At 58.9% G+C, this 22,898-nt stretch carries 22 protein-coding genes; 15 read left to right on the top strand and 7 right to left on the bottom strand.

From position 1 onward, the window contains the following. Positions 1 to 3: 3 nt before the first annotated feature. From RCF31_RS06730 to RCF31_RS06705, 6 genes are read left to right on the top strand one after another with little or no spacing between them, the layout of a single operon-like run. Positions 4 to 876, top strand: coding sequence for an amino acid ABC transporter permease (locus RCF31_RS06730; RefSeq protein ID WP_416412897.1), 873 nt, complete (start codon positions 4 to 6; stop codon positions 874 to 876). A gap of 11 nt (positions 877 to 887) precedes the next feature. Further along, positions 888 to 1,652 carry an amino acid ABC transporter ATP-binding protein gene (locus tag RCF31_RS06725; protein WP_013508406.1) on the top strand — a complete coding sequence of 255 codons (765 nt, stop codon included), beginning with the start codon at positions 888 to 890 and terminating at the stop codon, positions 1,650 to 1,652. A 17-nt stretch (positions 1,653 to 1,669) separates the two neighbouring features. Further along, entirely contained in the window at positions 1,670 to 2,494 is an 825-nt protein-coding gene (locus RCF31_RS06720; protein ID WP_416412896.1) for an ABC transporter substrate-binding protein, read from the top strand. 13 nt (positions 2,495 to 2,507) lie between these two features. Continuing rightward, the gene (locus RCF31_RS06715) at positions 2,508 to 3,353 is read left to right on the top strand and encodes a polysaccharide deacetylase (protein ID WP_313685925.1); all 846 of its coding nucleotides are present in this window, start codon (positions 2,508 to 2,510) and stop codon (positions 3,351 to 3,353) included. Further along, the gene (locus tag RCF31_RS06710) at positions 3,346 to 4,224 is read left to right on the top strand and encodes a polysaccharide deacetylase family protein (RefSeq protein WP_084873611.1); all 879 of its coding nucleotides are present in this window, start codon (positions 3,346 to 3,348) and stop codon (positions 4,222 to 4,224) included. Before RCF31_RS06715 ends, RCF31_RS06710 begins: the two co-directional genes overlap by 8 nt. Next, the gene (locus RCF31_RS06705) at positions 4,217 to 5,575 is read left to right on the top strand and encodes an MmgE/PrpD family protein (RefSeq protein WP_416412895.1); all 1,359 of its coding nucleotides are present in this window, start codon (positions 4,217 to 4,219) and stop codon (positions 5,573 to 5,575) included. Before RCF31_RS06710 ends, RCF31_RS06705 begins: the two co-directional genes overlap by 8 nt. Positions 5,576 to 5,607: 32 nt before the next feature. On the opposite strand, the gene RCF31_RS06700 is transcribed toward RCF31_RS06705, so the two are convergent. Then, positions 5,608 to 6,693, bottom strand: a complete 1,086-nt coding sequence (locus RCF31_RS06700) for an iron-containing alcohol dehydrogenase family protein (RefSeq protein WP_416412894.1) — start codon at positions 6,691 to 6,693, stop codon at positions 5,608 to 5,610. After that, positions 6,690 to 7,649, bottom strand: a complete 960-nt coding sequence (gene speB, locus RCF31_RS06695) for an agmatinase (RefSeq protein WP_299446595.1) — start codon at positions 7,647 to 7,649, stop codon at positions 6,690 to 6,692. Before speB ends, RCF31_RS06700 begins: the two co-directional genes overlap by 4 nt. A gap of 124 nt (positions 7,650 to 7,773) precedes the next feature. On the opposite strand from speB, the gene RCF31_RS06690 reads away from it, so the two are divergent. From RCF31_RS06690 to ybiB, 4 genes are read left to right on the top strand one after another with little or no spacing between them, the layout of a single operon-like run. Further along, the gene (locus tag RCF31_RS06690; protein WP_416412893.1) at positions 7,774 to 8,670 is read left to right on the top strand and encodes a LysR family transcriptional regulator; all 897 of its coding nucleotides are present in this window, start codon (positions 7,774 to 7,776) and stop codon (positions 8,668 to 8,670) included. 56 nt (positions 8,671 to 8,726) lie between these two features. Then, entirely contained in the window at positions 8,727 to 10,880 is a 2,154-nt protein-coding gene (gene dinG / locus RCF31_RS06685) for an ATP-dependent DNA helicase DinG (RefSeq protein ID WP_416412892.1), read from the top strand. A 2-nt stretch (positions 10,881 to 10,882) separates the two neighbouring features. Beyond that, positions 10,883 to 11,536: an FMN-binding negative transcriptional regulator gene (locus RCF31_RS06680; protein ID WP_416412891.1), complete on the top strand. Its 654-nt coding sequence runs from the start codon at positions 10,883 to 10,885 to the stop codon at positions 11,534 to 11,536. After that, on the top strand, positions 11,523 to 12,491 hold the full coding sequence (gene ybiB / locus RCF31_RS06675; RefSeq protein ID WP_416412890.1) for a DNA-binding protein YbiB: 969 nt from the start codon (positions 11,523 to 11,525) through the stop codon (positions 12,489 to 12,491). The genes RCF31_RS06680 and ybiB overlap by 14 nt, the downstream gene beginning before the upstream one ends. Before the next feature lie 4 nt (positions 12,492 to 12,495). Here the strand turns inward: ybiB and RCF31_RS06670 are convergent, their stop codons facing one another. After that, positions 12,496 to 13,653, bottom strand: coding sequence for a M20 aminoacylase family protein (locus tag RCF31_RS06670; protein WP_416412889.1), 1,158 nt, complete (start codon positions 13,651 to 13,653; stop codon positions 12,496 to 12,498). Positions 13,654 to 13,996: 343 nt separating this feature from the next. Between RCF31_RS06670 and RCF31_RS06665 the strand changes: the two genes are divergently transcribed. Both RCF31_RS06665 and RCF31_RS06660 read left to right on the top strand, forming a co-directional pair. Next, positions 13,997 to 14,236 carry an Rpn family recombination-promoting nuclease/putative transposase gene (locus RCF31_RS06665; protein ID WP_416412888.1) on the top strand — a complete coding sequence of 80 codons (240 nt, stop codon included), beginning with the start codon at positions 13,997 to 13,999 and terminating at the stop codon, positions 14,234 to 14,236. Continuing rightward, complete coding sequence (locus RCF31_RS06660; RefSeq protein ID WP_416412887.1) at positions 14,233 to 14,454, top strand: hypothetical protein; 222 nt, start codon at positions 14,233 to 14,235, stop codon at positions 14,452 to 14,454. Before RCF31_RS06665 ends, RCF31_RS06660 begins: the two co-directional genes overlap by 4 nt. 87 nt (positions 14,455 to 14,541) lie before the next feature. On the opposite strand, the gene hutU is transcribed toward RCF31_RS06660, so the two are convergent. Further along, positions 14,542 to 16,227, bottom strand: coding sequence for a urocanate hydratase (hutU, locus tag RCF31_RS06655; RefSeq protein WP_416413226.1), 1,686 nt, complete (start codon positions 16,225 to 16,227; stop codon positions 14,542 to 14,544). A 15-nt stretch (positions 16,228 to 16,242) separates the two neighbouring features. After that, a complete protein-coding gene (gene hutH / locus RCF31_RS06650; RefSeq protein WP_416412886.1) occupies positions 16,243 to 17,796 on the bottom strand; it encodes a histidine ammonia-lyase in 1,554 nt (517 codons plus the stop codon). A gap of 317 nt (positions 17,797 to 18,113) precedes the next feature. Here hutH and hutC point away from each other — a divergent pair, with 317 nt between their 5' ends. Further along, entirely contained in the window at positions 18,114 to 18,869 is a 756-nt protein-coding gene (gene hutC, locus RCF31_RS06645) for a histidine utilization repressor (RefSeq protein WP_208714432.1), read from the top strand. Here the strand turns inward: hutC and RCF31_RS06640 are convergent. Continuing rightward, positions 18,853 to 19,395: a HutD family protein gene (locus RCF31_RS06640; protein WP_416412885.1), complete on the bottom strand. Its 543-nt coding sequence runs from the start codon at positions 19,393 to 19,395 to the stop codon at positions 18,853 to 18,855. The two genes, hutC and RCF31_RS06640, sit on opposite strands and share 17 nt — an antisense overlap. Then, positions 19,392 to 20,747, bottom strand: coding sequence for a formimidoylglutamate deiminase (locus RCF31_RS06635; RefSeq protein ID WP_416412884.1), 1,356 nt, complete (start codon positions 20,745 to 20,747; stop codon positions 19,392 to 19,394). Before RCF31_RS06635 ends, RCF31_RS06640 begins: the two co-directional genes overlap by 4 nt. A gap of 86 nt (positions 20,748 to 20,833) precedes the next feature. Here RCF31_RS06635 and hutI point away from each other — a divergent pair, with 86 nt between their 5' ends. After that, on the top strand, positions 20,834 to 22,051 hold the full coding sequence (gene hutI / locus RCF31_RS06630) for an imidazolonepropionase (protein ID WP_416412883.1): 1,218 nt from the start codon (positions 20,834 to 20,836) through the stop codon (positions 22,049 to 22,051). Then, positions 22,048 to 22,839: an N-formylglutamate deformylase gene (gene hutG, locus RCF31_RS06625; protein WP_416412882.1), complete on the top strand. Its 792-nt coding sequence runs from the start codon at positions 22,048 to 22,050 to the stop codon at positions 22,837 to 22,839. The genes hutI and hutG overlap by 4 nt, the downstream gene beginning before the upstream one ends. The last annotated feature ends 59 nt before the right edge of the window (positions 22,840 to 22,898 follow it).

The raw sequence follows: 22,898 nt of genomic DNA, 5'->3' as shown, positions 1-22,898 counted from the left end.
CTTATGTCGCAATCGACACCGACTGCACTTAACAACAGCAGTAGCCAGCCACATTACGATCTGGATCGCTACCAGGTGGTGCCGCGCCGTTATTACGGCCGCATCACCGCTTCGGTGGTGATCCTGATCCTGATGGCGTTGTTGGTGAATGCGTTCGCTCACGGCAATATTGAATGGTCATTTGTTGGTCAGTTCTTTACCGCCAAAGCGATTCTCGACGGGGTGGTAAACACTCTGATCATGTCCGTGCTGGCGATGGGCTTTGGCATCCTGTTCGGGGTGATCACCGCCATCATGTATATGTCGCCCAACCCGGTGCTGCATTACATCGCGGTCGGTTACGCCTGGATCTTCCGTGGCACGCCGCTGATTCTGCAACTGCTGCTGTGGTTTAACCTCGCGCTGGTCTTTCCCACCATCAGCATACCGGGTGTGTTTAGCGTGCAGACCGTCACGGTTATGACACCGTTCCTCGCGGCATTACTGGGTCTGAGTATCAACCAGGGGGCTTACACCTCCGAAGTGGTGCGCGCCGGATTGCTGTCGGTGGACACCGGCCAGTATGAAGCGGCGAAAGCCATCGGCATGCCGCGCTTGCAGGCGCTGCAACGCATCATCCTGCCGCAGGCGATGCGCGTCATCCTGCCGCCGGTCGGCAATGAATTTATCAGCATGATCAAAACCACCAGTCTGGCGAGCATGATTCAGTACTCCGAACTGCTCTACAACACCCAGAACATCTACTTCGCCAATGCGCGCGTCATGGAGCTGCTGTTCGTGGCGGGTATCTGGTACCTGATCGTGGTGACGGTGCTGTCGTTCGGCCAGAGCCAGCTGGAACGCTACTTCTCACGCGGCCACCGCCGTCATCACTAAGAGAGTCCGAGATGAGAAACATCGTGCGCGCCGTCAAGGTGAACAAATATTTCGACCAGTTCCACGCGCTGAAGGATGTCAGCCTCGAAGTGAATTACGGCGAGGTGATGTGCATCCTCGGCCCATCCGGCTCCGGTAAAAGCACTTTTTTGCGTTGCATTAACCAGCTGGAGAAGGTCGATCAGGGCGGTATCTGGGTCGATAACGAACTGGCAGGGTACCGCATCAATGGCAACAAACTCTATCCGCTGAGCGACAAGCAGATTGCCCGTCAGCGCCTGCAAACCGGCATGGTGTTCCAGCGCTTCAACCTGTTCCCGCATAAAACCGCGTTGGAAAACATTATCGAAGGGCCATGCCGGGTGCTGCTGCGTCCGAAGCGTGAAGCCAGCGAAGAAGCCATGGCGCTGCTGGATCGGGTTGGTCTGGCACACAAGGCCCATGACTATCCGCAGTCGTTATCCGGTGGTCAGCAGCAGCGCGTGGCGATTGCCCGTGCGCTGGCGATGAAACCGAAATTAATGCTGTTTGATGAGCCCACCTCGGCGCTCGACCCGGAAATGGTCGGTGAAGTGCTGGCGGTGATGCGTCAACTGGCAAAAGAAGGCACCACCATGCTGGTGGTCACTCATGAGATGGGCTTTGCCCGTGAGGTGGCGAACCAGGTGGTGTTTATGGATGAGGGACGCATTATCGAGCAGGGCGCGCCAGAAGACATTCTGCTGAACCCGCAAAACCCACGGATGAAAAACTTTATCAACGCGATTCTTCTTTAACTACCGGGGTGAAATAAATGAAAAAGTTGTTACTGAGCGCCATCAGCGCCGCGCTGTTGCTGCAATCGACGGCCTGGGCTGCCGACATCGCCGTACCAGCGGCAATTAAAGAGAAAGGTTTGACCGTGGCGATTATGCCGAACTACCCGCCAATGGACTTCAAAGATCCGGCCAGCAACCAGCTGACCGGCGTCGATTACGACCTCGGTATGGCGATTGGGCAGAAGCTGGGCGTGAAGATCAACTGGCAGGAAATTGCCTTTGAACAGATGGTCAATGCGGTCGTCACCAAACGTGTTGATATGGTGATGTCCGGCATGACCGACACCAAAGAACGCCAGAAAGTGGTCAACTTTATCGATTACTTCAAAACCGGCCCACAGTTCTACACCTTATCCGCGCGTAGCGACATCAACAGCGCAATGGATCTGTGCGGCAAACGCGTCGGGACCAGCCGTCGAACTACCTTTCCGCAGGAGATCGCCAACTGGAGCAAGGTGCACTGCGAAGCCGCTGGTAAGCCTGCCATCATCGTGGTGGGTGCAGAAGGGACGGCGGATGCGCGTACCCAGCTGCGTCAGCGTCGTCTGGATGGCGCGGTGCAGGGCAGCGAAACCCTGCCGTACATCATGAACCTGGAAAAAGGCACCTTTAAGCCACTCGATAAAGCCTTCTCCTTCCAGTACACCGGCATGGCGATCGGCAAAGATGCCGGGGATCTGACCAAAGCGGTACAGGCTGCGCTGGATGCGATGATCGCCGATGGCAGCTACCAGAAGATCCTCAGCAAATGGGGTCTGAACGACAATGGCGTGGCACAGGCCACGGTGAACCAGGGCTAACAGGAGGCCTTCAATGCAACAACCGGGCGCAGTGCGCTGGCCGCAGGGGAAGCGCGGCTGTATGGCGCTGGCATTTGACCTTGACGGTCCCACCGGTGATGCCATGTTGAATGGCAGCCTGTGGTCCACGCCAGAGTATTTTACTTTTGGCGCTTACGGTCCGTACCGTGCGCTCGGGCGTTTGCTCGATATGCTGCGGGCGTTTCAACTGCCCGCCACCTTTTTTGTTCCCGCATGGGTGGTGGAGCAGTGGCCGCAGCAGTGTCAGGCGATTGTTGAGCAGGGCCATGAAGTGGCCTATCACGGCTACCGCCACGAATCCTTCTGGGCGATTTCCCCCGAGGAGCAACGGGCGGTGATGGCGCAATCGGCCGCGATTTTTAAACAATATCTCGGCATCACCGCCTGTGGCTTCCGCACGCCATCAGGCGACTGGCATGCGGAAACCCCGCAGATCCTGCGTGAAGCCGGAGTGATTTACTCCAGCAGTATGCGTGGCGACGATCGTCCCTACAGCATTGCGGTGGCAGGGCACACGCCGCTGGTGGAGATCCCGGGCAAATGGGAGATGGATGATTACGCTTCGCTGGCCTATACGCGCCAGCCTGACTTCCCGAAAGGTGGCGATCGCATCAGCAGCTATGCCCATACGCGTGATAACTGGCAGCGGGAATTTGATGGAGCGATGGATGAGGGGCTTTGCCTGACCACCTTGTTCCATCCAAAAATCTCCGGCCAGCCGGGACGTCTGCTGCTGCTGGAGCAGCTGTTTGAACATATGACGGCGCGTGATGATGTGTGGTTTGCGCGCTGTGATGCGGTGGCGCAGTGGTATTTGCAGGAGCAGCAACATGACTGAATCTTCCCGCTGGCCGCTGGGATTCCAGTCGGCGGCGATCCTCACCATCGATTTTAACGATATTCACGGCATTCTCACCCAGGCACCGGCGGTGGCCGGACGGGATAAAACCCTGTCGGTGTGGCGCTATGGCACGCTGCGCGGGGTCGATCGTCTGCTGAATCTGCTGGCGGAAAAACAGCTGAAAGCCAGCTGGTGCTTACCGGCGATAGTGGCGGAAGAGCAGCCGGAGCTGGTGCAACGTATGGTCGCCGACGGCCATGAAATTGCCTGTAGCGGCGATCGCCATGAAGATTTCTCCAGCCTGACGCTGGAACAGCAGATCGCCAGCGTTACGCGCGGCTGCGACAAACTGGCACAGGTAACCGGCCAGCCGGTTACCGGCTTTCGCACCCCGGCGGGGCAATGGAAACCCGGGCTGGCACAGGCGTTGATCGAACTGGGCATCCGCTGGTCATCGAGCTGGCGCGGTGACGATCTGCCGTATTTCCACCCCGGCACCCGGCTGGTGGAACTGCCGATGCACTACACGCTGGAAGATGAACCTTATTTTGCCTTTAACCTCAGCCCGGCCATTCCGCCGGGGCAATCCCGTATCGCCCCTTATGCTGAAACCCTGGCCAACCTGACGCAGGATTTCCACGGTTTTCATCGTTTTGGCCTGTGCTACCTGCTGCGGCTGCACCCGGAAATCATCGGCACCGCCGGACGTATCGGCTTGCTGCGAACGCTGCTGGAGACGCTACAACAACACAACGTCTGGATCGCCACCGCGCAACAGGTGGCCGCGCACTGGCAAAGCCAGCCGGACAATGGGCCGGATCATCCGGCGGAGGTGTTCACCCGTGTTACCGGAGAGATCAATGCTTAATCAGCTGGCGAGTTTTATCGCCGATACCCGCTTCGAGCAACTGCCGGAGGCGCTCGTGGATCAGGCCAGACGTCACTTTCTGGATACGCTCGGTGCGGCACTGGCCGGCAGCGACAGCCCGATCTGGCGTGAGTGTCTGGCACTGGTAAAAGAAGAGGGCGGATACGCTCAGGCGCAGGTGTGGGGCAGTGCCGGGCAGGTCAATGCGCGTCAGGCGGCGTGGCTCAACGGTGTCGCGGCGCATATGTATGAGCTGGATGATACCGGCGGTTGCGATCACTCCGGTGCGGTGGTGATCCCGGCGCTGCTGGCGGTGCTACCGCTGGCAGCAACGCCGGTGAGTGGCAAAGCGCTACTCACCGCAATGGTTATCGGCTATGACATTGGCCGCCGCGTGCTGGAAGCCTGTGGCGGCTATTCAGCACATAACGGCGCGGGCTGGCACTCGACAGCCAGCTGCGGAGTATTCGGCGCGGCGGCAGCGGTGTGCGCGTTGTTGCAACTTAGCCCGGCGCAGTGTGCGTCGGCGCTGGGTATCGCGGCCAGTTTCAGCGGCGGGTTGTGGGGCTTTATTCACGACGGTTCCCACACCAAGAAACTGCATGCGGCGCGTGCGGCAGAAGGCGGCGTGCAGGCGGCATTGCTGGCGCAACGCGGTATCAGCGGTCCTTCGGCGGTATTTGAAGCGCGCTGGGGTGGTTTCCTGCAAACCCTGGCGGCTGAGACGCAGCAGCCAGAGGCGCTGGTCGCCGATCTTGGCGTGGTGTGGAAACTGGCTCGCTGTTCGATTAAACCTTATGCTGCCTGCCGTGGTACTCACGCGGCGATTGATGCACTGGGCATCATGCTGCAACAGCAGGCGGTGGTGACGGCGGATATCGCCCGCATTGTGGTGGGACTGAATCCATTCCTGCTGGAAATGTGTGGTACCCGTGACGTTGCCAGCCTCGCTGCCGCGCAGATGAGTTTGCCTTATGCGCTGACTGCACGGGCGCTGTATGGCGCAGCGGATCTGGACAGTTATGATGATGCGAAACGCCTGCATCCGGATGCCGAAGCGCTGATGGCGCGCATCGAACTGGTGATCGATCCTGAACAGAGCCGGGATGCCGAACCCTGGGTACGGCTGGAGACGGTGCAGGGGGCGCAATGGCAGCAACATGTGCCAGTGCCGTCCGGTGCACCTGCCAATCCGCTGAGCCTGGAAGCACTGGTCACGAAGTACCGCAGCCTGGCCGTGCGTGTGCTGCCGCCTGAACAGGTGGTACTGCTGGAGACGTTGTGTCTGGGGCTGGATGAGATCATTGATGTGAGTGAGATGACGGCGTTATTAGCGACCCGCTCGTCATAAGTTGTAGGGTCGCCATTGATGGCGACCTTTTTTTATACCCGCCCGGCCAGCGCCTCAACCCGTGCGATTGCCGCCAGTAAACGTGCTTCGGTAACCGCCTCTGCCATATTCTCCATATCCGGCGCATGAACCGATTCGCGCACAATCAGCGCCAGTTCGGCTGTATCCAGTTCGGCAATTTCTGACAACCGCAGCGGTACGCCGCAATCGTGTGCCAGACGCATCTCTTCCAGCACTTCTTCATCACTGCGATGCTCCAGCGCCAGCAGACACAGGTTACCAAAGCCAACCAGCAGACCATGGCCAAACTCGCGGGTTTTATCGCAGAAGGTAAAACCTTCATAGATGGCATGGGAGGCTGCGGCATGCGCACCGTTGCTCATCAGTGAGGTTAACCCCGCCCAGGTGAAAATCGCATCCAGCACCTGATCCAGTGAGGCGCTGCTCTCGCTGCGCAGCACGGCGGCATAGGCAGACGGGCCATGTTCAGCAATCACGTCATAACAAATCTTGCTGTGCGCCAGAGACGACAGGGCATTGCCTTCCCGTGCCGGGTGACGCGTGCTGACGGCGCGGAACTCATACCATTTCGCCAGGGTATCGCCCAGCCCGGCAGCCAGCCAGCGCGGCGGCGCTTTAGCCAGCAGGGCACTGTCGATCACCACTGCTGCCGGAGCCTGCGGCAGCGGGTAAATGTCAAAGAAGTTGCCATTATCGTCGTAACGGATACTCAGCGGCGTCACCGCTGAACAGGTGGCGGCGATAGTTGGAATGGTGACGATAGGCAGGCCCAGCTGTGCGGCAACCGCTTTGCAGGTATCCAGCGATTTACCACCGCCAACCCCGATAATCACATCCGCCTGCAACTCGGTCGCCAGCGTTGCCAGCCGGTTGATATGGTTGATTGAGGTCTCTCCACCAAACCACTCCTGCGCCAGCAGCGTCACTTCGGCCGCCAGCAATTGGGCGCGGACCTGGCTTTCTACCGCATGCAGCGCCTGATGACCACCGATCAACAACGCGCGTTTACCAAGACTGGCGCATACCTCACCCAGTTGATTGATTACGCCCGCGCCACGCAGTACGCGCGCCGGAAACACCAGATTCATTTGTGTCATTGCTTCTTCTCTGTATAACGGACGCCAGGCAACACGCACAGCATCTCATAAAGGATATTGGCCGCCAGCTGTGAGGTCATGCCACTGTGATCATAGGGCGGCGACACTTCCACCAAATCGCCTCCCACCAGATTTAAGCCACGACAGCCGCGCACGATCTCCAGCCCCTGCATGGAGGTCAGGCCACCCACTTCCGGGGTGCCGGTGCCAGGTGCCCAGGCGGGATCGAAGCTGTCGATATCGTAGGAAAGATAGACCGGCCCGCTGCCGATACGCTGGCGCACCTCGGCCATTAACGGCGTCAGCGATCGGTGCCAGCACTGCTCGGCGGGGATCAGATGGAAACCCTGATCGACGCCCCACTGAAAGTCATCGGCGGCGTACCCCTGCGCGCGCTGTCCTACCTGTACCACGCGCTGACAATCCAGCAAACCTTCTTCCACTGCACGGCGGAAGGTGGTGCCATGCGCGATCTTCTCGCCAAACATGTCGTCGTTGGTATCGGTATGGGCATCGACATGGATCAACCCCATCGGGCCATGTTTCTTCGCCAGCGCCCGCAAAATCGGCAGCGTCAGGGTATGATCGCCACCGAGGGTCAGCGGGATCAGCGGCCAGCGATTCAGCTCGCTGTAGTAATCCTCGATAATATCTACCGATTTCAACAGGCTGTAAGTGTTGATCGGCACATCACCAAGATCGCCCACGCGCAGGGAATCGAACGGTGCGGCACCGGTCGCCATGTTGTAGGGGCGAATCATCACTGAATCGGCGCGAATCGCTCGTGGTCCGTAACGGGTGCCGCTGCGCTGCGAAGTGCCGATATCCAGCGGGATGCCGACAAAGGCAACATCCAGATCGGCGGGGGACTCGGCAGCCGGTAAACGCATCATGGTGCCACGTCCGGCGAAACGCGGCATCTCATTGCCGCCCTGCGGTTGGGGAAATTGGGTCATTACCGGCTCCTTAAACTGAACAGACTGATATCATTACCCGCCTCGCCTGCGGGAAAAATCCTTGACAGCAGATAATCACTTCAGAGATTACTTAACTTTAGCCAGCAATCTCTGAAGGAAAACGGTGCAACCTTTACCCAATCTCAAACTGCTACAGGTGTTTGCTAGCGTGGTGGAAAATCAGGGCTATTCACGCGCCCAGCAGGCGCTGAACATGACCACACCCGCCATCAGCGCCTATATGAGTGAGCTGGAAACCCAGCTCGGGTTTATCCTGTGCCAGCGTGGGCGCGGCGGGTTTAGCCTCACCAGCAAAGGGGAACAGTTTTATCGCTACAGTCAGCAGATGTTGGCGACGCTGGCGGGCTGGCAGGAACAGGTGGAGACGCTGAAAAGCGCACAGGGCGGCACCTTCTCGCTGGGGGTGGTGGACGCGACCGTCACCGACGGCACGCTGGATTTGCCTGCCGCCATTGCGCGTTTTAATCAGCGTTTTCCGGCGGTGTTTTTTAACCTCAGCGTGCGCGACCCGAACGAATTACAGCAGCAACTGCTGGAGGATCGACTCGACCTGGCGATTGGACACTTTCCGCTGCGCGCCAGCAATCTGGTCACTATCCCGCTGTATGAGGAGCAGCATTGGCTGTATTGCAGCCCGCAGCACCCGCTGGCGCACGGTGCGCCTGATATGCGCACCGTGCAGCAAACCGGGATGGTCACCCGCGGCTACTGGAATCAGCAGGAGCTCAACAAACGGGGCTTTCGCCAGAGCAACGCCTCGGTGGAGAGTATCGAAGCGCAGTTGACGTTGATCCTCAGCGGACGCTTTATTGGATATCTGCCAGAACATTACGCGCGCAGCTGGGAACAGCAGGGGGTGCTGTGTCGTCTGTTGCCGCAACATTTTCAGTTCCGCGCGCCGTTTTCCTTTGCCTTCCGGCGGGGACGCGCCCGTGAAACGCTGATCCGTGCGATGCGCGAAATCCTGAATCCAGCGCGAAAAAATAGCAGCGAAAGCTGACGCTGTGGCGATACTGTGTAAAAATACAGTCCATTTTCCCGGAAACAGTAACGATAATGGCCCTGACAGCAGCGATAAAAAGCCAGATTGCGCAATGGTATAAGGCGCTGCAACAGCAGGTTCCTGACTTTATCCCACGCGCGCCGCAACGGCAGATGATCGCCGAAGTGGCGAAAAGCCTTGCCGGTGATGAAGGCCGCCATCTGGCGATCGAAGCCCCCACCGGCGTGGGGAAAACCCTGTCGTATCTGATCCCCGGCATTGCCGTCAGCCGCGCGGAAGAGAAGCGGCTGGTGATCAGTACCGCCAACGTGGCGTTACAGGATCAAATCTTCAGCAAGGACCTGCCGTTGCTGAAGAAAATCATTCCCGACCTCACCTTTACCGCTGCCTTTGGGCGCGGACGCTATGTTTGCCCGCGCAACCTCGCGGCACTGGCGGCGAGCGAAGATCAGCAGGGCGATCTGCTGCTGTATCTCGATGATGAGGCGGTGACCGGTTCCAAAGAGGAACAGAAATTATGCGCCGGGCTGGAAAAGCAGCTCAGCCGCTACCAGTGGGATGGGCTGCGCGACCACACCGATGTCGCCATCAATGACAGCCTGTGGCAGCGCCTTTCCACCGACAAAGCCAATTGCCTGGGGCATCACTGCCGCTGGTACCGTGAATGCCCGTTCTTTGTGGCGCGGCGCGAGATTGAACAGGCGGATGTGGTGGTGGCTAACCATGCGCTGGTGATGGCGGCGATGGAGAACGAATCGGTGCTACCGCCCGCCAAACACCTGATGCTGGTGCTGGATGAAGGCCATCATCTGCCAGAAGTGGCGCGCGACGCACTGGAGATGAGTGCCGAGATCACCCCTGGCTGGAGCAGTCTGCAACTCGATCTGTTTGTGCGGCTGGTGGAAACCATCATGGCACAGTTCCGTCCGAAATCACCGCCTCCGCTCACCAATCCCGAACGGCTGAAAGGCCACTGCGACGAGATGCGTGAACTGTTGCAGATACTGTGCGATGCACTCAATCCGCTGCTGCCTGCCGAAAACCTGCCGGGCGAATTCCGCTTTGTTTTGGGGGAGCTGCCGGAAGAATTGCTGACGATGTGTGCGCGGCTGTTCAAACTCAGCGACGCGCTGCGAGGCCTGGCGGAAGGCTTGCTGAATGAGCTTGGCGATCAGACCGGCAAGGCCGATATCATGCGGCTGCATAAAGCGATTTTGCAGCTTAATCGCCACTTTGGCTGGTTCGAATCCATCAGTAAATTATGGCGGCTGGCAGCGCTGGAAAAAGCCTCCAACGCCCCGGTATCCAAATGGATAACGCGCGAGCTGCGCGATGGTCAGGCACATTTGCTGTTTCACTGCGCGGGCATTCGCGTCAGCGATCAGCTGGAAAAATTGCTGTGGCGCAAAGTCCCCCATGTGGTGGTGACGTCCGCTACGCTGCGTTCGCTCAACAGCTTTAACCGCTTGCAGGAGATGTCGGGGCTGAATGAAAAAGCCGGCGACCGCTTCGTGGCGCTCGACTCGCCGTTCCAGCATGTCGATCAGGGCAAGCTGGTGATCCCGCAGATGCGTTATGAACCGCTAATGAACAGTGAGACGGAGCATATCGCCGAGATGGCATGTTTCTTCCGCGCGCAAATGGCGCAGGAAAAACACAAAGGTGTGCTGGTGCTGTTTGCCAGTGGGCGTGCCATGCAGCAGTTTCTCACCCATGTCACCGACCTGCGTTTGTCGATGCTGGTGCAGGGGGATCAGCCGCGTTACCGGCTGGTGGAGCTGCATCGTCAGCGCGTCGAACAGGGTAAAACCAGCATCCTGGTGGGGCTGCAATCCTTTGCCGAAGGGCTGGATTTGAAAGGGGATTTGCTGTCGCAGGTGCATATCCACAAAATTGCTTTTCCCCCGGTGGACAGTCCGGTAATTTTGACTGAAGGGGAGTGGCTGAAGAGCCTCAGACGCTACCCATTTGAAGTGCAAAGTTTACCCAGTGCCTCCTTTACCCTGATCCAGCAGGTAGGGCGTCTGATTCGCAGCCATCAATGCTTCGGTGAGATTGTCATTTATGATCGACGCTTAATCAGCAAGCCGTATGGCAGCCGCCTGCTGGCGGCATTACCGGTGTTCCCGATTGAGCAACCGCCAATGCCCGAGGCCACTACTAAACCGGCCACGCCGCGCAAACGGCGTGCCAGCAGAAGGAGTTGAGCATGTTGTACACGCCCCGGGCGTTTAACCAGCCGGATGCCGAAGCGCAACGTCAGCTGGTGTTGCGTCATCCGCTGGGATTGCTGATTTCCAATGGCGAAGCCGGCCCGCTCGCCACCCCGTTACCGTTTTTATTGCAGGTTGATGCGCAGGGCGAATGGGTGTTGCAGGGGCATCTGTCGCGGGCTAATCCCCACCTGAAGGCGCTGGAACAGGACGCTCCTGTGCTGGTGGTATTCCAGGGGGAGCAGGGTTACATCACCCCGGCCTGGTATGAAGAAAAAGCGCGCAGCGGCAAAGCGGTGCCGACCTGGAACTACCTGACGCTGCACTGCCGTGGCGTGCTGACGCGCCAGGATAATGCTGACTGGCTGCGGGAACAGGTCGGGCGACTGACCGCACAGCAGGAGCAGGGTATGCCGCAGCCGTGGGCGGTCAACGATGCGCCAGCGCCGTATATCGACAGCATGATCAAAGCTATTGTGGGTATCGAGATTCGCGTGACCCAACGCGAAGGTAAGTGGAAACTCAATCAAAACCGCAGCCTGACGGATCGCCAGCAGGTGGCAGACGGTTTGCAGCAACAGCAGAACACCTCTTTGGCCGCCGAGATGCGGCGCACACTGGAAGCGGAAACTCCTGATGGAACTGAATAAAATCATCAAAGAGATCGGGCGTGGTAAAAATCACGCGCGTGATATCGATTTCGACACCGCCGTGGCGCTGTACAGCGCCATACTGGCGGGTGACGTGCCGGACCTGGAACTGGGTGGTGTGCTGATTGCGTTGCGCATCAAAGGGGAAGGGGAAGCGGAGATGCTCGGCTTCTATCAGGCGATGCAGCAGCAAATGATGCGTTTGCAACCCCCGGTCGGGCGTCCGATGCCGATGGTAATCCCCAGCTACAACGGCGCACGCCGTCAGGGCAACCTGACACCGCTGCTGGCACTGTTGCTGGTAAAACTCGGTTTTCCGGTGCTGATGCACGGCGTCAGTGACGACCCGACGCGCGTCACCAGCGAAGAAGTGCTGGCGGCGCTGGGTATCCAACCTGTCACCAACGCGCAGCAGGCGCAGGCCGCGCTAGACAGCGGCGGCCTGGCGTTTATCACCATCGATCATTTGTGCCCGCCGATGGCGAAACAGCTGTCGCTGCGCTGGCGTATGGGGGTGCGGAATAGCGCCCACACGTTGGCAAAACTGGCGACACCCTTTGCCGAACGTGCGGCGCTGCGCCTTGCCAGCGTCTCTCATCCCGAATACGTCGCGCGGGTGGGTAAATTCTTTCAGGATATTGATGCCCCGGCGATTTTGCTTAACGGCACTGAGGGCGAGGTGTACGCCAGTCCGCAGCGCTGCCCGGCGATTAACTATATTCAGGGCGCAGGTGGTGAGGCGGAGGTGTGGATTGATCGCCAGCCCGAGTGTGAAGTCGAGCTTCCTGTGTCAAAAAGCGCCAGTGACACAGCAGGCTGGATTCGTGCAGTGCTGGCAGGGGAACGTGCGGTGCCGCAGGCGTTGCGCCTGCAACTGGCCTGTTGCCTGGTGGCGAGCGGGGAAAGTGCCAGCCTGGCAGCGGCCGAAACGCGTCTCAGCCAAGCTGGGCTCTGAGGGATCAGGCTTTCGCCAGCGTGCTTTCCACTAACTGCTGCCAGAAGGTGATGCCAATCGGCAGCAGCTCATCATTGAAGTCGTAACCGGCGTTATGCAACGGTGCGGAAGGCGTAGCACCATCGGCACCCAGCCAGAAATAAGCCCCCGGACAGGCTTCCAGCATACAGGCGAAGTCTTCCGAGGCCATCGACGGATTGACCTGCCAGTGTACCTGCTGCTCACCCAGTAACTGGGCGGCGGCCTGGCGCACCAGATCTGCCTGTTCAGCATGATTGGCGGTGACCGGATAGCCCGGATACCAGTGAATCTCGCCGCTGACGCCGAACGGGCGCGGCAGCGTCGTGACAAAATCCTCAATCAACCCACGTACCCGATCGCGCACGTCAGTTTGCAGGCAGCGCACCGTGCCGCGTAACACGATCTGCTCCGGGATGACGTTAATCGCTTCGCCGCCGTGGATTTGCGTGACGCTCACCACCGCCGACGCGAGAGGCGATAAGCGACGTGACGGAATGGTTTGCAGCGCCAGAATCAGTTCAGCCGCCACCACCATCGGATCCGCACCACTTTCCGGCATCGCCGCATGGCAGCTTTTGCCGTTGAGGGTGATTTCAAACGAATCGAGCGAGGCCATCATTGCCCCGGCATTGACCGCCAGTGAGCCGACCGGCAAACCGGGCCAGTTATGCATGGCATAGACCGCATCCATTGGGAAACGCTGGAACAGGCCTTCTTCCACCATTTTGCGCGCGCCGCCCAGATTTTCTTCGGCGGGCTGGAAGATAAAATGCACCGTGCCGCTGAACTGACGCGTGGCGGCCAGCTGACAGGCAGCCGCCAGCAGCACTGCGGTGTGACCATCGTGTCCGCAGGCGTGCATCACGCCGGGCTGGCTGGATTTCCACTCTGGGTTGCCTTTTTCGGTAATCGGCAGCGCATCCATATCGGCGCGCAGACCAATCACCGGCCCCGGACCGTTCTCCAGCGTGCCAATCACCCCGGTACCTGCCAGGCCGCGAAACACCTGCAAACCGGCATCGCTGAGGACCTGCGCCACCATTTCGCTGGTGCGTTGTTCCTGGTAACCCAGTTCCGGATGTTGGTGTAGCTGACGACGCCAGCGCAGGGCGTTGTCGAGCAGGGCGGCAGGCAGGGTCATAAGGCAGAATTCTCCATCAGCAGCAGTACCTCCGTAAACCGATACCGCAGGAAATTGAGTTATCACTGTAGTGGCAAGCGCGGGGTGGCGTCTATCGCAGAACGGGAGAATTTGGCTATAGCGTATAGCTAAATGGAATAAAGAGGTTTATCCACTGTAAGACAAATTGTATTCCTGGGGGTGAAGACCTTCGTTGCAGGCAGCAATGCATGGCGAAATCTGATTGTTTTATCAAAATATCATGAATTTCTTAATGTTTTCTGATGTTTTCTTTCCTTATATATCAGATGGATAGCCTCTGTGGTAACGTTCGGGCACTCTCATCCCATGGCAGGTAAGCTTAATGCGCGCCACCGCAACGCCACATGATGCCCTATTCAAAAAATTTATGAGCCAGCCCCCTCTCGCCAGGCAGTTTCTGGACATTCACTTGCCGTCAACAATACGCCAGCACTGTGATCTGGATACGTTGCAACTGGTGCCGACCTCCTTTATTGAACGGGACCTCAGCGCATTTTATTCCGACGTGTTGTTTTCAATGAGGACGGACTGCGGCGAAGGGTACATAAGGAACAGATTATGACGATTGAACAGCAGTGGCGGCAGGAATCTCATCTGCAAGGACGTCAGGAAGGACGTCAGGAAGGACGTCAGGCAGGACGTCAGGAAGGACGGCAGGAGGGGATTCAGGAGGCTAAATTACAGGTGGCGCAGCGTATGCTGCGGGATAACATAGATGTTAAAACCATCATGAAATTCACCGGTCTGAGCGAAGGCGATTTACAACAGCTCAATTCCTGAGTCACGCCAATTTTACCGGGTCTGGCTAAGCGATAAATTACGCAATCGCGGTCAGGGAAATGGCGGGCCTGACGCCCGCCATACAGGTTATTTCAGCATCGGCAGATTCAGTCCGTGCTCTTTCGCACAAGCCTGCGCCTGCTCGTAACCGGCATCGGCATGACGCATCACCCCGGTGGCCGGATCGTTCCACAACACGCGTGCCAGACGTACATCCGCTTCGGCGCTGCCGTCACAGACGATCACCACTCCGGCATGCTGCGAGAAGCCCATGCCCACGCCACCGCCATGATGCAGGCTCACCCAGGTCGCGCCGCCAGCGGTGTTCAGCAGGGCGTTAAGCAGCGGCCAGTCGGAAACCGCATCCGAACCATCTTTCATCGCTTCGGTTTCACGGTTCGGTGAGGCGACTGAGCCACAGTCGAGATGATCACGACCAATCACAATCGGGGCTTTCAGCTCGCCGTTGCGTACCATTTCGTTGAACGCCAGCGCGGCTTTATGACGCTCGCCCAGACCCAGCCAGCAGATACGCGCCGGTAATCCCTGGAATGCAATACGCTCCTGCGCCATATCCAGCCAGCGATGCAGGTTCTTGTGCTCCGGGAACAGTTCTTTCAGTTTGGCATCGGTTTTATAGATATCTTCCGGATCGCCTGACAGCGCCACCCAGCGGAACGGACCTTTACCTTCGCAGAACAGCGGGCGGATATAAGCCGGAACAAAGCCCGGGAAATCAAAAGCATTCGTTACGCCTTCATCCAGCGCCACCTGACGGATGTTGTTGCCGTAATCCACCGTCGGAATACCCATATGGCAGAAATCGAGCATCGCCTGAACGTGGGTCGCCATTGACGCGCGCGCCGCTTTTTCTACCGCTTTCGGATTGCTGATTTTCTCAGCCTGCCAGCGATCGAGATCCCAGCCAATCGGCAGATAACCGTTCACCGGATCGTGGGCTGAAGTCTGGTCAGTGACGATATCCGGCTTCATGCCGCCCGCTTTGGCGCGTTTCACCAGCTCTGGCAGAATTTCCGCTGCATTGCCCAGCAGGCCGACAGAAATGGCTTTCTTCGCTTTGGTGGCTTCGTCGATCAGCTGTAACGCTTCATCGAGGGTATAGGCTTTGTGATCGACATAGCGGGTACGCAGGCGGAAATCGATACGTGACTCCTGGCACTCAATCGCCAGCACGCAGGCACCGGCCAGCACGCCTGCCAGCGGTTGTGCGCCGCCCATGCCGCCCAGACCGGCGGTGAGGATCCAGCGTCCGCTCAGATCGTTATCGTAATGCTGACGACCGGCTTCCACGAAGGTTTCGAAGGTGCCCTGCACAATGCCCTGCGCACCGATGTATATCCAGGAACCGGCGGTCATCTGGCCGTACATCATCAGGCCCGCTTTATCCAGCTCATGGAAGTGATCCCAGGTGGCCCAGTGTGGTACCAGGTTGGAGTTTGCCAGCAGCACGCGGGGCGCGTCAGCATGGGTACGGAATACACCAACCGGTTTGCCTGACTGGATCAGTAACGTTTCTTCCGGTTGCAGGGCGCGCAGTGAACGCAGAATCTGCTCGAAGCATTCCCAGTTACGTGCCGCTTTACCGATGCCACCGTACACCACCAGATCTTCCGGGCGTTCAGCCACGTCGGGATCGAGGTTGTTCTGGATCATGCGGTAAGCCGCTTCAATCAACCAGTTGGCGCAGTGGAGTTCAGAACCGTGCGGAGCACGGATTTCACGGGCAACTGCCTGGGTCAGAGTTTCGCTCATCATCAGTTCCTTTATTCAACATTGGGTGGTGCGCATGCTCGGCAGCAGCGCAGAAAGGGCTTCCGGCCAGGCATTGCTGCTGGCCCACTGGCGCATGGTGTCGATATCCGGTGCCAGTAAACGATCCTGATCGAGGAAGGCGACCTGAGCGCGAATGCGGCTCATCTCCTGCTCGATAGTGGTGGAACTTTGCAGAGGACGGTGGAATTCGATCCCCTGGGCAGCGGCCATGGCTTCAATTCCCACCACGGCGGCGGTGTTGAAACACATACTGCCAAGACGGCGCGCAGCGTAGGTCGCCATCGATACATGGTCTTCCTGGTTGGCGGACGTCGGCAGGCTATCGACGCTGCCCGGATGCGCCAGCGATTTGTTTTCTGAGGCCAGTGCGGCGGCGGTGACCTGCGCGATCATAAAGCCGGAGTTGACGCCTCCGTCACGTACCAGGAAAGGCGGCAGACCCGAGAGTCCGGTATCCAGCAGCAGTGCCAGACGACGTTCGGAAATCGCGCCAACTTCGGCCACGGCCAGGGCGATGATATCGGCAGCAAACGCCACCGGTTCGGCGTGGAAATTACCACCGGAAATTACGTCGCCCGTGTCGCTAAACACCAGCGGGTTGTCCGAGGCGGCGTTGGCCTCAATCTGCAACACGCGGGCGGCGTGGCTGAGGTTATCAAGACAGGCACCCATCACCTGCGGTACACAGCGGATGGAGTAGGGGTCCTGCACCCGGCCACAGTTGGCGTGCGAGCTGAGGATTTCACTGCCTTCCAGCAGCGAGCTGACCGCAGCGGCTACCGCGATTTGCCCCTGCTGACCGCGCGCCAGGTGGATACGGGCGTCAAAGGGTTTGATCGAGCCTTTGATGGCTTCCAGCGACAGCGCACCGGCCATCAGTCCGGCAGCGAACAGGTTTTCCCCTTCGAACAGGCCACGTAATGCCAGCGCGGTGGAAACCTGGGTGCCATTCAGCAGCGCCAGGCCTTCCTTCGGACCCAATACAAACGGTGTCAGACCAACGCGTGCCAGGCCTTCAGTGGCGGGGATCAACGCACCATCAACACGGACATTGCCTTCACCCAGTAGCATCAGCGAAAGATGCGCCAGCGGGGCGAGGTCGCCGGATGCGCCAACTGAACCCTTTTCAGGAATGCATGGCATCACACCGGCATTGAACAGCGCCAGCAGCGCTTCGATCAGGGAAATACGAATCCCGGAATGGCCACGCGCCAGGCTGATGATTTTGGTGGCGACCACCAGGCGAGTGACGTTATCAGGCAGCAACTCACCGAGACCGACGCTGTGCGACAGCACCAGGTTACGTTGCAGTTCGGCAAGGCGGCCAGCCGGAATCTGCGTCTGTGCCAGTTTGCCAAAGCCGGTATTGATGCCGTACACCACGTTGCCTGAGGCGACGATGGCATCAACGGTTGCGCTGGCACGATCGATGGCGGCACGTGCCTCATCAGCCAGCGTCAGTGCGACGCTACCCTGGTAAATCGCGCGCAGTGTGGCGAGGTCCACTTCACCGGGAACGAGGCGAATATTCTGAACCGAACCTGACATAGTCTACTCCTGTCTATACAAGTAAAACGGCAATCCCGGATGATGCTGGCATGTGGAAGTGCTGCGGGAGATGCCATGAATAATGCGAGTGAAGCATAAGTGTCTATTCTTGTCTATACAAGTAGCAAGCACTGTGCCAGATTGATCACATTCTTTGCAGGGCGCGGCAGAGCCTCCTGGCCTTCGGATCGCCGCTGGCATTGCACTGTAATAAGGCAAATGCTGCACAGGAAGCGGGACTGTTGCACAGCGGGATGTATATACATTTACGCGTTGAGACAGTAAACTTTGGGCACTATCAGGAAAAGGAACAGGATATGGTTGAGCAGACGGCAATAGCACAACTGGCCGCGGCCATGGGTGATGAGCCTGCGCCGATTTATCAGCGCGTGAAACAGGCGATTATCAGCCAGATCCGTGAAGGTCACTGGAAGGCCAATCAACGTGTACCCTCGGAAAGCGAACTGGTGAATGAACTCGGCGTCAGCCGCATGACCATCAACCGTGCGCTGCGTGAACTGACCAGCGAAGGCTTTCTGGTGCGTATGCAGGGTGTCGGCACCTTTGTCGCTGAGATGAAGGGCTACACCGCGATGCTGGAAGTGCACAACATTGCGGATGAAATCGCCCAGCGTGGTCATCGCCACAGCTGTAAAATCCTCTCCCTGGGGCAGATGAAGGCGGACCCGGAGCAGGCGGCGGTGCTGGGGTTATCCACCGGGCAGATGCTGTTCCATTCGCTGATCGTGCATTACGAGAATGATTTGCCGGTGCAGCTGGAAGATCGTCTGGTAAACCCGCTGGTGGCACCGGATTACCTTAGCCAGGATTACCATCAGCTGACGCCTTACACCTATCTGATGCGGGTTGCGCCGTTAACCGCCGGTGAGCATATTGTCGAAGCGGTGCTGCCGGACCTGCGCCAGCGTAAACATCTGGCGCTGGATGAGCACGAACCCTGTCTGCTGATCCGTCGCCAGACGTGGAGCGACAACAAAATCGTGACCTATGCGCGCCTGCTCTATCCCGGCTCACGCTACAAGTTGCTGGGCCGCTTCAGAGGACACGGCTAAGCGTGGTAAACAACAGGCTGGCATCGGCAGAGCGCGGTGCCAGCTGCGTCACCTCATCCAGCCACCACATCCCCTGATTTACCGTGAAGACCTCACCATCCGCCGTTTGCCAGCTGCCCGCCAGCACCCAGGCGACGCCATGCTCGCTGCCGATCGGCTGTTTATGCACCGCGACCTGCGCCTGCCAGCTGTCGCGTCGTGTCATGATGTTGAAATCCTGACAGGCGCTGTCGCCAATTTGTGCATCGATCGCCCATTCGCCCGGAAACGGCCAGGGCTGATGCGGTTGCAGCTGCTGTTCGCCCTGCGCGTGGCGCAGCAGCACGCTATCGCCATGCAGCAGGGTGATCACCCGGTCGATACCGGGGAAGGGGGAAAAGGGGCCGTCTGCGGCGATGGTGGCGATACTGGCGCGCCAGGCGAAATCCGCCGCCCCCGGCGGATAACTGACGATTTCACGGGTTTCGCCGCCACCGTTACGCCAGCGGCTGACGGGTAAAGCGTCGTAGTCGAAACGGGTTCTCATCGCAGCGCCCTCATAGCAGCGGCGAAGCGTGCCGCACAGGCTTCTTCCGCCGGATGCTGCCCTTGCTCGACCACTGCCTGACCGGCGACGTAAACATCGCGAATTTGTTCACGCTGACCGGCAAATAGCCAGCGATTGAGCAACGATGCGCTGTCCACGCTGCTTAACCAGGCATCCTCCTGCAATACCAGCCAGTCAGCGCGTTTACCCACGGCCAGTTCGCCGTTCTGGATACCACAGGCCTGCGCGCCACCCTGGGCTGCTTGTTGCCACAGCAGGTCACCGACGGAGGGTTGATCAGCGGTGGTGATGCGATTGCGACGACGATCACGCAGACGCTGGCCGTACTCCAGCCAGCGCAGCTCTTCCAGCGTGCTCAGGGAGACATGGCTGTCGGAACCGATGCCCCAGCGTCCACCACGGGCGATATATTCCACTGCCGGGAAGATGCCGTCGCCGAGATTGGCCTCGGTGGTTGGACACAATCCGGCCACGGCACCACTGGCCGCGAGACGGGCAATTTCGTCTTCATCAAGGTGGGTCGCGTGGATCAGGCACCAGCGGGCATCAACATCAAAACGATTCATCAGCCAGGCCACCGGGCGCTCGCCGCTCCATGCCAGGCTATCGTTGACCTCTTTCTCCTGCTCGGCCACATGAATATGCACCGGCAAATGGTCCGGGCTGGTCGCCAGCACCTCACGCATCTGTGCCTCATTCACCGCGCGCAGCGAGTGGAAGCAAAGGCCGTGATTGAACAGCGGTTTGTCTGCCACCCAGTGGTTCAGTCGCTGCTGTTGTTGCAGGTAAGCCTCGGTCTGCTGGATAAAACGGCGCTGACCGTCACTGGCGGGTTGCGAGCCGAAGCCACTGTAACTGTACAGCACCGGCAGCAGCGTCTGGCCGATCCCGGCGGTGTCCGCCGCTGCCATCAGCTGTTGCAGCATGTCATCGTGCGGATAGGCCTTGCCCTGGGGGTCATGATGCAGATAGTGGAACTCCGCCACCTGGGTATAGCCGCCTTTCAGCATCCCGATATACAACATTGCGGCGATATCACCCACCTGCTGCGGTGAGAGGCGCTGCACCATGCGGTACATCAGATCGCGCCAGGTCCAGAAACTGTCCTGGGGATCACCCGCCACTTCGGCCAGTCCGGCCATGGCACGTTGAAACGCATGGGAATGCAGGTTGGCAATCGCCGGGATCACCGATCCTGCCAGACGAATCGCTTCGCCAGGTTCGCTGTTGGGGGTTAACGCGGTTATCACCCCGGCAGAGTTGATAGTTATCAGCACCTGGTCATGCCAGCCATCGGCCAGCAGTGCCCGTGGGGCAAAAAAAGTTGCCATGGTTGATCCTTAGCGGCGGTTAGTTGTATATACATATACATACTTTGATGAGCAGTGTAAATCGCGAAAGGTAAGGGGATTTGGGGATGGCAGAAGCGAAGCAGATCGACAGCCTGTGGCTGGGCGCGGATATTGTGACCATGCGCGAAGGCCGTTACAACCTGATTGCCGACGGCGCGCTGGCAGTTGATCAGGGTCAGCTGGTGTGGGTGGGGCCACGCAGTGAACTGCCGGAATTTCACGCGCGTGAGCAGCGTCATTTCGATGGCGGCATCATCACCCCGGGGCTGGTGGATTGCCATACCCATCTGGTCTTTGGCGGCGATCGCAGCGCGGAATTTGAGCAGCGTCTGAACGGTGTCAGCTATGCCGAAATCGCTGCGCAGGGCGGTGGCATTCTTTCCACAGTACGCGCTACCCGCGCGGCCACGCAGGAGGAACTGGTGGCGTCGGCACGCTGGCGGCTGGATCGTCTGTTGGCGGAAGGGGTGACGACGGTAGAGATCAAATCCGGCTATGGGCTGGATGAAGCCAGCGAGCTGACCATGCTGCGTGCCATCCGCGAACTGGCACAAAACGTGCCTGCTGATGTAGTGGCAACCTGTCTGGCGGCGCATAGTTTCCCGCCTGAGTTTAAAGACAACCCGCAGGGCTGGGTGGATATCATCTGTGAGCGTCTGCTGCCGCAGGTGCATGCCGCCGGTCTGGCGGATGCGGTGGATGCGTTCTGTGAACATCTGGCGTTCTCTCCGGAGCAGGTGAGCCAGGTGTTTGATAAAGCCAAAGCGCTGGGCATGCCGATCAAACTGCATGCCGAGCAGCTTTCCTCGCTGGGTGGCGCAGCGCTGGCGGCCAGTTATGGCGCGCTGTCGGCTGACCATCTGGAATACGCCACCGAAAGCGATGCACAGGCGATGGCACAGCATGGCACCGTTGCGGTCCTGCTGCCGGGGGCGTTTTATCTGCTGCGCGAAACCCAGCGTCCGCCGGTGGCGTTGTTCCGCCAGTACGGTGTGCCGATGGCGCTGGCCAGCGATGCCAATCCGGGCACGTCACCGGCGCTGTCGCTGCGTCTGATGCTGAATATGGGTTGCACGTTGTTTGGCATGACACCGGAAGAGGCGCTGGCGGGTGTGACCTTATGGGGTGCACAGGCCCTGGGTTTACAGCATACACACGGCTCGCTGGAGCCGGGTAAAGTGGCAAATTTTGTGCACTGGCCGCTGGCACGTCCGGCGGAACTGGTTTACTGGCTGGGCGGCGAGTTGCCGTGCCAGGTTATCTATCGTGGAGAAGCGCAATGACACCGTTTCATTTTACCCAGGGAACGCTGCCGTTACTGGTCAGCATTCCGCACGCTGGAACGCAACTGACACCAGAAGTCGATGCCGGATTAAGCGATGCGGCCCGTGGTCTGCCGGACACTGACTGGCATATTCCGTTACTGTATGATTTTGTACGCGATTTGGGTGCCAGCGTGCTGATCGGGCATTACTCACGTTTTGTTATCGACCTCAACCGTCCGCCGGACAACCAGCCGTTGTACACCACCGCCACCACCGGGCTGTACCCGGAAACGTTGTTTGATGGCACGCCGACCTTCGCACCCGATAAAACGCCGACGGCAGAGCAGCGTCAGGGCTATCTGGATCACATCTGGCACCCTTACCATCAGCAGCTTCAGCAGGAACTGGCGCGTCTGAAAGCGCAGCATGGTTATGCATTGCTGTTTGATGCGCATTCCATCGCTTCGGTAATCCCGCGTCTGTTTGATGGCCAGCTACCGGATTTGAATATCGGCACCAATGACGGCGGCAGCTGCACGCCAGCGGTGACGGCAGCGATTCAGGCGGTGTGCGAAGCACAGGATGATTACAGCTGGGTGATTAACGGACGCTTTAAGGGCGGCTATATCACCCGTGCCTATGGTCAGCCACAGCAGGGTGTACAGGCAGTGCAGCTGGAGCTGGCGCAGATTAATTACATGGACGAAACCCCGCCATTCGCATGGCAACAGGCACGCGCCGCGCAGTTGCAACAGGTGCTGAAGCCGCTGATCCAGGCGTTTTTGCAGCAGGGTAAAACGGCCTGATTTGACGATGTAAAGTCTATTCCGTAGTGGCGTGATTTATCGCGCGGCTACGGAATAGT

The sequence above is a fragment of the Pantoea sp. App145 genome (assembly GCF_047947045.1).
In the GTDB taxonomy this organism is placed as follows: domain Bacteria; phylum Pseudomonadota; class Gammaproteobacteria; order Enterobacterales; family Enterobacteriaceae; genus Pantoea.
This window is presented reverse-complemented; position numbering and strand designations above follow the sequence as displayed.

Coding starts and splice junctions, on each gene's coding strand:
- RCF31_RS06665 (WP_416412888.1), top strand. CDS start 13,997: ATGCGCGCCACCGCAACGCCACATGATGCCCTATTCAAAAAATTTATG.
- RCF31_RS06660 (WP_416412887.1), top strand. CDS start 14,233: ATGACGATTGAACAGCAGTGGCGGCAGGAATCTCATCTGCAAGGACGT.
- RCF31_RS06725 (WP_013508406.1), top strand. CDS start 888: ATGAGAAACATCGTGCGCGCCGTCAAGGTGAACAAATATTTCGACCAG.
- hutC (WP_208714432.1), top strand. CDS start 18,114: ATGGTTGAGCAGACGGCAATAGCACAACTGGCCGCGGCCATGGGTGAT.
- RCF31_RS06710 (WP_084873611.1), top strand. CDS start 3,346: ATGACTGAATCTTCCCGCTGGCCGCTGGGATTCCAGTCGGCGGCGATC.
- RCF31_RS06640 (WP_416412885.1), bottom strand. CDS start 19,395: ATGAGAACCCGTTTCGACTACGACGCTTTACCCGTCAGCCGCTGGCGT.
- RCF31_RS06720 (WP_416412896.1), top strand. CDS start 1,670: ATGAAAAAGTTGTTACTGAGCGCCATCAGCGCCGCGCTGTTGCTGCAA.
- RCF31_RS06730 (WP_416412897.1), top strand. CDS start 4: ATGTCGCAATCGACACCGACTGCACTTAACAACAGCAGTAGCCAGCCA.
- speB (WP_299446595.1), bottom strand. CDS start 7,649: ATGACCCAATTTCCCCAACCGCAGGGCGGCAATGAGATGCCGCGTTTC.
- hutH (WP_416412886.1), bottom strand. CDS start 17,796: ATGTCAGGTTCGGTTCAGAATATTCGCCTCGTTCCCGGTGAAGTGGAC.
- RCF31_RS06670 (WP_416412889.1), bottom strand. CDS start 13,653: ATGACCCTGCCTGCCGCCCTGCTCGACAACGCCCTGCGCTGGCGTCGT.
- RCF31_RS06680 (WP_416412891.1), top strand. CDS start 10,883: ATGTTGTACACGCCCCGGGCGTTTAACCAGCCGGATGCCGAAGCGCAA.
- RCF31_RS06715 (WP_313685925.1), top strand. CDS start 2,508: ATGCAACAACCGGGCGCAGTGCGCTGGCCGCAGGGGAAGCGCGGCTGT.
- dinG (WP_416412892.1), top strand. CDS start 8,727: ATGGCCCTGACAGCAGCGATAAAAAGCCAGATTGCGCAATGGTATAAG.
- ybiB (WP_416412890.1), top strand. CDS start 11,523: ATGGAACTGAATAAAATCATCAAAGAGATCGGGCGTGGTAAAAATCAC.
- RCF31_RS06635 (WP_416412884.1), bottom strand. CDS start 20,747: ATGGCAACTTTTTTTGCCCCACGGGCACTGCTGGCCGATGGCTGGCAT.
- hutG (WP_416412882.1), top strand. CDS start 22,048: ATGACACCGTTTCATTTTACCCAGGGAACGCTGCCGTTACTGGTCAGC.
- hutI (WP_416412883.1), top strand. CDS start 20,834: ATGGCAGAAGCGAAGCAGATCGACAGCCTGTGGCTGGGCGCGGATATT.
- RCF31_RS06705 (WP_416412895.1), top strand. CDS start 4,217: ATGCTTAATCAGCTGGCGAGTTTTATCGCCGATACCCGCTTCGAGCAA.
- RCF31_RS06700 (WP_416412894.1), bottom strand. CDS start 6,693: ATGACACAAATGAATCTGGTGTTTCCGGCGCGCGTACTGCGTGGCGCG.
- hutU (WP_416413226.1), bottom strand. CDS start 16,227: ATGAGCGAAACTCTGACCCAGGCAGTTGCCCGTGAAATCCGTGCTCCG.